Source organism: Candidatus Latescibacter sp. (genome assembly GCA_030692375.1).
In the GTDB taxonomy this organism is placed as follows: Bacteria; Latescibacterota; Latescibacteria; order Latescibacterales; family Latescibacteraceae; genus JAUYCD01.
Genome location: JAUYCD010000201.1, coordinates 1 through 11,311, shown reverse-complemented (window position 1 = coordinate 11,311; position 11,311 = coordinate 1). Strand labels below are relative to the sequence as shown.

The window sequence follows — 11,311 nt, the reverse complement described above, 5'->3', positions numbered from 1 at the left end:
CTTGATTCTTGAGTTTAATCTCTATGGGTTAAATTCCCCGCCGCTTGCGGCGTTTGAAAAGAATAAACCTAACAAGATACCCCGCTGCTTGCGGCGGGGAGTTTCATTTAATCGAGGTCATCCCCTAATCCTATAAATCATGGTTCAGACATTCTTTGCCCCTTTGAGAGATAGTTTTTTAATATTTCTATCATAAGAGAGGTACGGCGATGAGTAAAAAAAAGATTTCACGGCGTTCATTTATAGCTAGTTCGACTGCTCTGGGAGCTGGGGCGGCGGTATTGGTCGCTATCCCGCAGGCCGGGGCAATCGATGCTAATTTCAATCAGAAATTCAAGCCGCCGGAAAAATCCTTCATGGATCAATTTTACGACAGCGCCCTGGCTATTGTGACCGGAATACGGGACACCCAGTTAGGAAACATTTCAAAGGCTATGGAAAAGGCTTTTGAATCGAAACAGAAAGGCGGATCAGTCTATTCGCATGTGGTGTACGGCCACTACTCCATGTTCGCGGGAAGCAGGGACATTCCCGGCCAGCCCTGGGTTCTGCCGCAGTGCGGTATCACCCCTACCCAGGCAGAATTCAACGCCATGAAAAAGGGGGACTTTCTCATCACCGACCGGGTGGATGAAAATACAAAGAAAGTCCGCGAGAGAGGCGTGTATGTGGTGGGAGTCACCAACAATTATTTCAAGTTCGCCAGGACGCCGCCGGAAGGTCTCCGGCCGGAAACCATGAAACTCTCTATCGAGGAAATCTCCGATCTCGTTATCGACAGCCAGGCGCCCTGGGATAACGGCCTGGTACATGCGCCCCAGATTCCCCAACTGGCGCTCTGTCCCTCCAGCGGCATCTGTCAGTTCGCGGTATACTGGGCCTGCACCGCTTCCCTTGCCAATCTCATCGGCAGCAAGGGAAAAGGCTCGAGCGTCGACCCGGCAAAGAAATACCTGGACATCCTTCTGGAGCGCTTTGCCATGGTCCGCACAGACCGTCCCAAAATCGACCGTATCGCCGAAAAATGGGCGGACCTGGTGCTCGAAAAACATGCCCGCATGCTGGTTTACGGGCATCCCCAGGATGTCCAGCCTTATGACGGCGCCCGGAATATTTTTGTGAACGATGCCTATATCTGCGCATCCAGCTCCATGATTGCGGATCAGTATGAGAAAAAAGCCAACGATGTCCGTGATACCGATATTATCCTTATAGGCGCCTTTACCTCCAATAACCTCCAGGAGATAGCGGTCGCCCGAAGGGCTCGGGAGATCGGGGCATATTCTACTGCATTCTGCCCTTTCGCCACCGATGGCGATTCATCCGGCCTGCGGCTTTTCAAGGAAGTGGATGATGCGGTCAACACCTACGCCGATGAGAGCGCCGGAGTGATTGCAGTCCCCGGATTCGAGAAAAAGGTGAGCCCGGCTGCCGGGCTGACCGGCGACCTGGTCCTCTGGATGCTTACCGCCCAATGGACCGACCATATGGCGCGGCGCGGCGAGATGCCCTATTACTGGAAAGGCTATCATGAGAACGGAGGCAAGGAATATGACGACCTTGCCCAGGCCCAGTATCTGAAGCGGGGATATTGATAAAGAAAATGCTAAAAAGTGACAAAGTAAAAAGAAAAGGCACAAAAGGACAAAGGCACAGAGGCACAAAGTGAAAAAAATACAGTTTGAACCATATGAGATAACTCTATTGATGGAAAACATCCATTACGAACGAGGGAATAATGGCTGAAAATAAAAGTCACGGCGACCTGTTGAAAGAGGTCATGGCCGAATTTAACGAAGCTGCCGATCTTCTGAGTTTGGAAAACAACATCCGCGAACGGCTTTCCAAACCGAGGCGTATATTGATCGTCTCATGCCCGATCAACATGGATGACGGTACCGTTAAATCGTTTGAAGGTTACCGGGTACAGTATAACATCGCCCGCGGCCCGGCGAAAGGCGGGATACGGTTTCACCCGGAAGTCGATCTGAATGAAACCATCGGTCTTGCTGCGCTCATGACCTGGAAATGCGCTGTGGTAAACATCCCCTATGGCGGAGCGAAAGGAGGCGTTCGGGTTGATCCCTCCCAGCTTTCCATGAGAGAAATCGAGAATCTCACCCGCCGGTATACCTGGGAGATCTCACCGATGATCGGTCCGGAGAAGGACATACCCGCGCCGGACATGGGCACCGGCCCCCAGCACATGGCCTGGATCATGGATACCTATAGTATTATACAGGGATATTCGGTTCCCGGAGTGGTTACCGGAAAACCGCTCAGCATCGGAGGTTCGGAAGGCCGTCCCGAAGCTACCGGCCGCGGCGCGGTTTACTGCACCATCGAAGCGGCCAACGAACTGGGCATTAATCTTGCCGAGAAGACCGCTGTGGTGCAGGGGTTTGGAAATGTGGGTTCAGTGGCGGCGAAATTGCTTGCCCGAACAGGGTGCAAGATTCTTGCAGTTTCCGATGAAAAGGGCGGTATCTATTCAAAGAAAGGACTCGATATCGAAAAAGTCATGGCCTATACCCGCGAGCATACCCACCTGCAGGGATACCCGGATGTCGAGCCGATCACCAACGAAGAATTGCTTACCTTGAGCTGCGACATACTCGTTCCTGCTGCGCTGGGGGGTCAGATTACACGCGACAACGCACCTCGGATTCAGGCTTCCATGATTGTGGAAGGCGCCAACGGCCCCATGACCAACGAAGCGGATAAAATCCTCAACGAAAAAGGGGTGTTCATCATTCCCGACATTCTCGCCAATGCAGGCGGGGTGGTAGTTTCCTATTTTGAGTGGGTGCAGGATATTCAGGCGTTTTTCTGGCATGAGAAAGAGATTAACGACAAGCTTAAAAGCATCATGCGGAATGCCTATAACTCGGTACGCCGGATTTCGCTGGATAAAAAAGTAACAAACCGTCAGGCCGCACTTATGCTGGGTATCGGGAGGGTGGCGGAATGCGCACGGGTGCGTGGTTTACGGCCCTGAAAAGTACATTTTCCCATAAAAAAACCCCCGGCGATAGTGTGCGGGGGTTTTAGGGGGTGGCTTGTGAAATACTGTAATTTTCTTTTCCACCGAAACTCACTCCCTAACCCCCTCTCTATACTAGAGAGGGGGAACTATAAGACCAGCATCGAGTTATCTCCTCTCTAGTATAGAGAGGAGACCAAGAAGTGAGTTTTAAAAAGCTGGGATTTCATTCAATCAAAGTGATTTTCACAAGACTGATAGATACTGCAGCGAGTTCAGGATGACGTCATGCCGAACTTGTTGCCGCTTCGCGGGAACGATGAAACCGTTTCGGCATCTCTAAATCAGTACTTGCGAATAAGACCAACCACTTTCCCGGCAATCTGCAAATCCGAGGAATTTTTCTTGATAACCCTGGTTTCATATGCTTCATTTTCCGGAATAAGAAGAACCTTGTCTCCCTTGGTATCATACTTTTTGACCGTGATCTCGTCTCCGACGATAAAAACCACGATATCTCCGGCCTCGGCGTTGTGCTGACGTCTGGCCAGGATATAATCGCCGTCCACTATGCCGGCGCCCACCATGCTGTCACCCTTGACCTTCAGTGCAAATACCTTTTTGGTCGGCAGGAAATTGTCATCGATTGCGAGCATGCCCTCTATGTTTTCCGCCGCAAAAATCGGTTCTCCGGCAGCTACCTTGCCGATGATGGGAACATATCCGACTTCACCTTCGATCTGCTGTGTCTTCGGAGCATAAATCAGCTCGATGCCCCGGGAGAGCCAGGGTCGGCGGATGATATACTTTTTCTTTTCCAGGGCGGCGAGATTCACCCGCACTCCGTTGGTGGAGCTGATGCCGAATTCATTCCCGATTTCTCTTAAAGTAGGCGGATATCCCCTCTTATGCAAAAAACTCTCAATGAAATCCAGAATGTTTTGTTGACGCGCGGTCAGGATCTTTTTCATGTTCATTCCTCTCCGATTGTAGGTTTATCAGTTGCTTTGAAATCCTCATAACACGATATTACCGTACATAGACACGGTTCAGAAAATTTAAGTGTCCATACTTTGCCTATGTGGATTTCAAATTTGTTATAAATATATTTGATAGATAATATTTTGTCAAGTGGATTTTCATGTATGCACAATAGTTTAGAGAATATCTATCATGATGTGCAGGTTGTCTAATGAATTCTGCTCTTCAAGTAAAATATCATGCCCTGGTGTCCCTGGTAGGATCATACGGTAAGGCGGCGGTCGCTTTTTCCGGAGGAGTTGACAGCACTTTTCTCGCAAAAGTCGTACGAGATGTTCTGGATACGAGGGCCGTGGCGATTACCGTGGATTCAGAAGCTTATCCTCCTGATACTATTCGGGAAACACGTGCATTGGCCGACCTGATCGGCACCCGTTTGATCGAGATCCCCGTGCGGGCCTGCGATATACCTGAATTCAGCGCCAATGAACCGGAGCGCTGCTATCACTGTAAAAAGACGCTCTTCTCCCTGATGAGTGCAAAAGCAGATGCAGAAGATATTCATATACTCATAGATGGATCGAATATGGACGACCTTGGCGATTATCGTCCGGGAATGCGTGCACTATCCGAGCTGGGGATAAAAAGCCCGCTCAAGGAATGCGGTTTTACCAAGGCGGAGATACGTATTGTCAGTAAAGAATTGGGTCTCCCGACCTGGAACAGGCAGTCCTTCGCCTGTCTTGCCTCACGGTTCCCCTATGGGACTCGTATCACTCCGGAGCTGCTCGAACGGACATGGAAAGCAGAGGCGGTGCTGCATGACATGGGGATGTCACGTTACCGGGTTCGAAATCACGGCGATCTCGCTCGAATCGAGATTGATGCGGATGATACGAATATTCTTCTTTCCAGTGAAGATAATCGTAAAAAAGTGACAACCAGGCTGAAAGAATTGGGATTTACCTATATTACCCTTGATCTCCAGGGATATCGGACAGGAAGCATGAACGAGCCGCTGCCTAAAGAAGGATGACTTGTTTCGGCATCTATACATGACGACATAAATAATTGCGCATGTTTTGAGTGTTTAGATCCTGAAACGAGTTCAGGATGACACGTGTCATACCGAACTTGTTGCCGCTTTGCGGGAACGATGAAACCGTTGCCGTTTCTCGGGAACGATGAAACCGTTGCCGTTTCTCGGGAACGATGAAACCGTTGCCGTTTCTCGGGAACGATGAAACCGTTGCCGTTTCTCGGGAACGATGAAACCGTTTCGGCATCTATTGCCAATGAATTTGTATATTTAATCACGGGAGCATGGAAATGCATGATCGTATTTCACAACTTGCGGACTCTGTTCTGGAAAAGATGATCTCCATCCGGCATGATCTGCACAGTCATCCGGAAATAAAGCTGCAGGAAACACGGACCGCATCGACCATAGAATCATTCCTCGACCGGGCGGGCATAAAACACCGCCGCTGCGCCGGAACCGGGGTGATTGGAGTCATCGGCAAGGGAAGCGGACATATAGTGGCTCTGCGGGCGGACATAGATGCATTGCCCATTCCGGATCATACGAATCTTCCCTGGTCATCGGCGAACACCAACGTTGCGCATGCCTGCGGTCATGACGGGCACACTGCAATTCTCCTGGGGACTGCCTGGGTGTTGAAACAGATGGAGGCTGAGCTTACTGGAACAATCTTGTGTCTCTGGCAGCCGGCGGAGGAAGGCGGCGCAGGTGCAGATAAGATGATAAAGGACGGCGCCCTTGAAAATCCTGCGCCGGAAGCAATATTTGCCGTTCACGGCTGGCCTTCCTTGAGTGTCGGCAAAGCAGGGTACCGTTTCGGTCCCGCTTTGGCTTCTACCGATGATTTCGTTATCACGGTAAAAGGGAAAGGGACCCATGGCGCCATGCCTCATGCGGGCATCGATCCCATTGTCACCGCTGCCCGTATTGTCGAAGGCATCCAGCTCATCCGGTCACGGATGATCAATCCACTTGCCCCGCTTGTCATTACGGTCGGTTCCATCCACGGCGGAAACGCGGTGAATGTCATCCCGGATGAGGTGCTCCTCTCTGGAACGATCCGTACCCTCGATCCGGAAACCCGCCGTCAGATACCGCCGCTCATGGAGCGTATGATTGTGGAGACCGCCCGGGCTTCCGGGGCTGAAGCGGAGTTTGCTCTGACCGCAGGGTATCCTCCGGTTATCAATGAAGAGCGTTCTACCGCTTTTGCCCGTGATGCTCTGCTCGATATTCTGGGCGCAGACAATGTGGTAGAAATCAAGGATCCGGTCATGGGCGGCGAGGATTTTGCCTACTATCTGGAAAAAATCCCCGGCTCATTCCTCCGCATCGGGGTGGGGGACAGGCCGCCTCTGCACAATTCATCCTATGATTTCAACGATGAAGCTATACCGTTCGGAATACGGATCATGGCCGGAATTGCGGTGAAATTTTTGGAAAAAGGACTTCCTTTTTCCCCTTGACATGTAATTTTCTTTTGTTTATATAATCAAATATTCCATCCACTAAACTTGCATAATATTCCTCACTTCTCCAACATAGGGGACGGCCATGACCATAGAAAAACGCTTAGAGGAATTGGAGAGAAAAGTAGTCCGCACTCAATTCACCAATCGTCTGCTGGCTGTATTTTGTATCGGAGCATGTCTGGTTATTTGGTTTTGTGCAACGGGAGCCAATCACGCATAGTTATTTGAAGAGAGGAGCATGGACATGAAATTTTTTGACAGACTAACAGGCATTAATCAAGAGTCACTTGAAGATTTCCTTCGAAGAATGTTTTGGGATATGGTGAAGCCTTACTTGTACAAATACGGAAACCGAGATATGCTGGACACTTTTAATCTTAATGAACTCCTCACTACCATCCCTGCCACGATAATGAATATAACAGAACAGTATGATATCTTTCTAAAACAAGGTAAGAACTCTTCAGATATTCTCGATATGCTCAATTCTCACCGACTGATGGTTCTTGCTTCAACTGGCGTTAAGAATGATTTAGACGATAAAGCACCAACAGATTCGTTAGTTTCCTTCATTATATATGTCGTCAAACGCGAGACAAAAGATACCCTTGATATGAAACTATCCGTTTTGCTATCCAAGCGCGAGATATGCGCCCAGGATACCCCTGCCTTAATAAAGGCCTTCCAAATTAATGAAGAGTATGTAGAACATGTAATTAGTGAAATAAGAGCCTTTGTACAAAAAAATCCAAAGAACACAATAATAGCTACTGGGCAACGCATGAAGAATAATTCTTAAGACGATAAACAATAAAAGTAATGAGAAAATGTGATGGCACAGATAATTGATCGTAATGTAATTGAATTTTGTCGATCTTTTTGGGAGCCTTATAAGACTCAGATGCAACGATATCCGAAAGAATTATCAAACACGATAGCAAATGTTTTTTATAGGCAAAGTGAATTAATATGTTATACTATGCAACGTAAAGAGTATTTACTTTTTGAAAAATATGGAAAGGGAAATTTTGATAATTCAAAGTCGAATGATCTACTGCAAAATGTAGAAATATGGGCGAAATTGACAGCAGAAATATCAACTGATTTTGAAACAATAAAAAAAATGATAGATGCAATGAAAGAGATTGACCAATATGAACAGCCAAATGCATTCAATGAAGTAAAGGATGTGATTTTAGATATGTTTAAGTATAAGATGGATACAAAATATGTTATGAGTACACCATTTATTATACGTTATTTTAAAAGATTTTCAAGAAAGAAATATATAGATGAGATTCCTGATTTGATTGACAAACTATAAAATAATCCTTTCAAAAAGTAGCTAATTATTGCTTTCAAGGAGAAAGATCATGAACTTTAATCAGAACCAGAAGCTCATAATCGTTTCCATGATAGTTTTGATAATTGTGATGCTAATGTATCCGCCGTTTCATTTGGTCAACAATAATGGTATTTCAATAAATAAAGGTTATGGATGGATTATTGATCCTCCCGGAGGGAGGGCGACCGTTAATGTTTCAATGCTCCTAATTCAATGGGTAGGAGTTCTATTAGTGGGTGGTCTTGCGTTATTTCTCTCCAAAAATTCAAAAGAGCAACCTCAAAAACTTTATAAGCAAGGGCCTTCCGGAGTCGGCGGATTTCTCTTATTTCTTATAGCAGGTATGATTGTAATCGGGCCGATTTTAGGGGCTGGAAGTATTAGTAGGAATATAATAATTATAGAAAATCAATATCCAGGATTGAAGGTCTTACTATCCAATACTTCTGTTGCCCCTAAAGAAGGCAATGTTGAACCAGCATGGCAAAAACAGAGCGAACGGGCTACTGTGGATGATATTATTGCTTATGAGAAAAGTCAAAACATACAACCTATATCTATGCCTAAAGTTCCACAAATAAATAAGACAATCACTCCACATTTCACCGCAGATGATGTAATTGCTTACGAAAAAAGCCGACAGGCACAGATAAATAATCAGAATTTGCAAAGCGCCGACAATTATGGTACTATGCAAAAATTGAAATGGGGTTTTGTCGTCCCTGCGGATGAAGAACCGACGCAGCCGAAATCAATAGAATCGAAAGAAAAAATAACAAAGGCAGAGAAATCAAAAACAAGTACATCTGAATCAATATATCAAGCATGGGGAAACTTTAAGCTTATCGTGTGGGTAACTTTTCTCTTGTTCGCTGCTCTTAGCATTTACGGTGGCCTTGGATTGGCTCAAGGTAAAGATCGGTCGGTTGTAACTCGGGCAAAAGTAATCCTTTGGGTGTCAGGCCCTATTGCAACGATTTTGATGGGTTTTATGATACCTAAGGCAATCCTGGGTGTAATGAACCCAGACTTCGTGGGAGGTCTTTTTACCTCGGTTATTACTGCTGGCATTTGGACAGCATACTTGTCTAAGTCAAAACGTGTTATTAACACCTATGGACAGTAAAGAAATTCCTGGAAATTGACTATCCCCGCAGCAGAGCTGCGAGGCATTACGCCAATTTCCTGGCACTTTGTGCCATTGGAATTTCTACCAACAAAAGACAAAGAAGTAACCCCGGAACAGAGTTCCGAGGAATTCTTCAGATTAAAGTAATAGAGACATTTTTAAAGAGGAGAAGAGTTATGCTTCTAATTAAGCGAATATCCTTAACAATACTTATGCTTTTTTTAGCAGCATTATTAATTGGTGTAATAAAAGATATAATGTTACCAGGATTCCTACGACTAATAATTATTATTGCTTGTTTATTCGCCATTTTTAATTTCTGGCAAAAAAAAATAAGATAGGGAAATCATGAGTGTAATACGATGAAAACTTTCATTATTTCACAGAAAAAAAAGTATAGAAAAACCCCCAATTGGATGTTTGATTATGTGTAACCTCTTTTCTGACAGCAGTTCTCTTTATTTTTTTAGTGCGCTTTTGCAATCAAATGCAGCTATAATCTCACTTGTAGGTATTTTTGTTATTTTCAAAATTCAGTCTTTGCAGTCAAAAGTAGAAATGATTAGGAATTTTCTCATATCAAATCCTAATAAGTATCCACATCCGAAATATGTCATAGAATTTGATAATTTAATTTTAGAAGATAAAAGTAAAAAAATAGATAATAACACATACATAGAGCAAGAACACAAACTCTATTTTAATAAATGGGTGGAAATACTTAAAAAAATCGAAGAAATAAAAAACAAAATAAAAAAACCAACGATATTGATTGTGTCGAGTCTAATTGCTTTTGTATTTTGTTTAATGTTCGCAAGTTCTATTCATAAATTGGGAGTTGTATTTGAATTAGTAATTCTTTCATTATCAACTGGTTATGAGATTTACATAGTGGTTGTAGTTTTTAGAACAATATCAAATTTAATATATTTAAAAGAAGAAACTGTATAATTACCTCTAATCCATCACTATTTATTTTCCTCTTTTTCCCTCGTCTTTTATCTTTTCATCATCTTTTATCACAAGCATCACACAAATCACCGGTTCAGACAATCTTCTCCTTTACTTGATTCCATGAATCCGTTTGTATTCCGTCCACCCTTTCTTTAAAGATAACGTATGTTATGCAATGCTTCTGAAAATCATACTCTGCGCACCTTATCTCGAATGTGCTGATGAATCAGCGTGACAACCGGTGACTTCACCGTGACAGAATGTGACAGAAAACTCGGAATCGTGACACCACGTGACAAAGCTTCTCGAAGGAAGACATTTCAGCGAATGGCTGAAGAGGGTCTCATCGCGCGGATAACCGGGAAATGCAGAAGTTCAACATTATGTCAACTTATGCTTGACAAGCAATATGTTGTAAGAGTAGATTATAAGCATAAGAGGAGGATAAAATGACACACCATTCTAAAAAAAGATATATTGAGCTTACGATGGAGTTCCGCAAAGAAGGTAATTTGTGGACAGGCGTTTGTAAGGAATTGGGTACCGCAACGGATGGTGAGACATTTGAAGAAGTTACAGAAAGCCTGAACGAAATGGTTTTTTTACACCTTAATACTCTTGAGGATGTTGGAGAATGTGAAAGATTCCTCAAAGAACATGGTGTGGAAATTCATTATAACGAACATGTCCCCCCGCGAAATATTCCCATGACTTATAACCCGAATCAATATTTCAATCGTCAATTAATACCTTTAGGTTCTTGCTGATGGGTGATCTTCCTGCAATAACGGGTAAAGAATTAATACGATTACTCGTTAAAGATGGTTGGGCCCAAATCAATCCAAAATAGGGCGCGAGGGTTTACTTAAATTAATAGACGAGTACGGACTTAAATAAAAGGCAGTGCAGTTTATTATCCCTTCTCTATTCCCCGGCTGACACTGTATATAATTCCCTTCCAAAACTGTTGAACCGGTGATGCGCGTGATAAAGGGCTGATTACTACTGATAAAAGATTCCGCTTTCATCATATTTTATCACATGTATCACACGAATCAGTGGTTCAGACAATCTTTTTTCTTTACTTTATCCCATGAATCCGCTTGTATTCCGCCCACCCAATTTTTAATTCCAGGAATGTCTCGAATGAATCCCTGAGGATGAACGGGTTCTGCTCAAGCTCTTCGCCGATAGTGGAAGAAGGTCTGAGTCCATAATCATGTCCTGGCCATATACGGGTATCAGGCGGGAGTGTCATAAGCTTCCGATGCAGGCTGTCGTACTCATCCTGCGCGTCCTGTCCGTATCCTGTTCCCCCTACTTTTCCCACAAACAGCGTATCTCCGGTCAACAGATCGTTTCCGGCCAGAATGCAGATCGAATCAGGCGTGTGTCCCGGCGTATG

11 protein-coding genes are annotated in these 11,311 nt (G+C 44.9%); 9 read left to right on the top strand and 2 right to left on the bottom strand.

Annotation, left to right across the window (positions count from 1 at the left end; genetic code table 11):
* Positions 1 to 209: 209 nt before the first annotated feature.
* Together Q8O92_12250 and Q8O92_12245 are read left to right on the top strand one after the other, a co-directional pair.
* A complete protein-coding gene (locus Q8O92_12250) occupies positions 210 to 1,595 on the top strand; it encodes a hypothetical protein (GenBank protein ID MDP2984087.1) in 1,386 nt (461 codons plus the stop codon).
* 143 nt (positions 1,596 to 1,738) lie between these two features.
* Positions 1,739 to 2,998, top strand: coding sequence for a Glu/Leu/Phe/Val dehydrogenase (locus tag Q8O92_12245; protein ID MDP2984086.1), 1,260 nt, complete (start codon positions 1,739 to 1,741; stop codon positions 2,996 to 2,998).
* Positions 2,999 to 3,327: 329 nt separating this feature from the next.
* Here the strand turns inward: Q8O92_12245 and lexA are convergent, their stop codons facing one another.
* Positions 3,328 to 3,954, bottom strand: coding sequence for a transcriptional repressor LexA (gene lexA, locus Q8O92_12240; protein MDP2984085.1), 627 nt, complete (start codon positions 3,952 to 3,954; stop codon positions 3,328 to 3,330).
* Between the two features lie 221 nt (positions 3,955 to 4,175).
* Here lexA and larE point away from each other — a divergent pair, with 221 nt between their 5' ends.
* The 7 genes from larE to Q8O92_12205 all read left to right on the top strand — a co-directional run bounded on the left by larE (position 4,176) and on the right by Q8O92_12205 (position 10,673).
* The gene (gene larE / locus Q8O92_12235) at positions 4,176 to 5,000 is read left to right on the top strand and encodes an ATP-dependent sacrificial sulfur transferase LarE (GenBank protein MDP2984084.1); all 825 of its coding nucleotides are present in this window, start codon (positions 4,176 to 4,178) and stop codon (positions 4,998 to 5,000) included.
* A 293-nt stretch (positions 5,001 to 5,293) separates the two neighbouring features.
* Complete coding sequence (locus tag Q8O92_12230) at positions 5,294 to 6,472, top strand: M20 family metallopeptidase (GenBank protein MDP2984083.1); 1,179 nt, start codon at positions 5,294 to 5,296, stop codon at positions 6,470 to 6,472.
* Between the two features lie 250 nt (positions 6,473 to 6,722).
* The gene (locus Q8O92_12225) at positions 6,723 to 7,277 is read left to right on the top strand and encodes a hypothetical protein (protein ID MDP2984082.1); all 555 of its coding nucleotides are present in this window, start codon (positions 6,723 to 6,725) and stop codon (positions 7,275 to 7,277) included.
* A gap of 33 nt (positions 7,278 to 7,310) precedes the next feature.
* Entirely contained in the window at positions 7,311 to 7,802 is a 492-nt protein-coding gene (locus Q8O92_12220; protein MDP2984081.1) for a hypothetical protein, read from the top strand.
* Between the two features lie 49 nt (positions 7,803 to 7,851).
* Complete coding sequence (locus Q8O92_12215; GenBank protein MDP2984080.1) at positions 7,852 to 8,949, top strand: DUF2569 family protein; 1,098 nt, start codon at positions 7,852 to 7,854, stop codon at positions 8,947 to 8,949.
* A 429-nt stretch (positions 8,950 to 9,378) separates the two neighbouring features.
* Positions 9,379 to 9,903 carry a hypothetical protein gene (locus Q8O92_12210; GenBank protein ID MDP2984079.1) on the top strand — a complete coding sequence of 175 codons (525 nt, stop codon included), beginning with the start codon at positions 9,379 to 9,381 and terminating at the stop codon, positions 9,901 to 9,903.
* A 452-nt stretch (positions 9,904 to 10,355) separates the two neighbouring features.
* Positions 10,356 to 10,673 (top strand): hypothetical protein, encoded by a 318-nt coding sequence (locus Q8O92_12205; protein ID MDP2984078.1) that lies wholly within the window; start codon positions 10,356 to 10,358, stop codon positions 10,671 to 10,673.
* A gap of 314 nt (positions 10,674 to 10,987) precedes the next feature.
* Here Q8O92_12205 and Q8O92_12200 read toward each other — a convergent pair.
* A partial coding sequence (locus Q8O92_12200; protein MDP2984077.1) for an MBL fold metallo-hydrolase occupies positions 10,988 to 11,311 on the bottom strand: 324 nt, incomplete at its 5' end.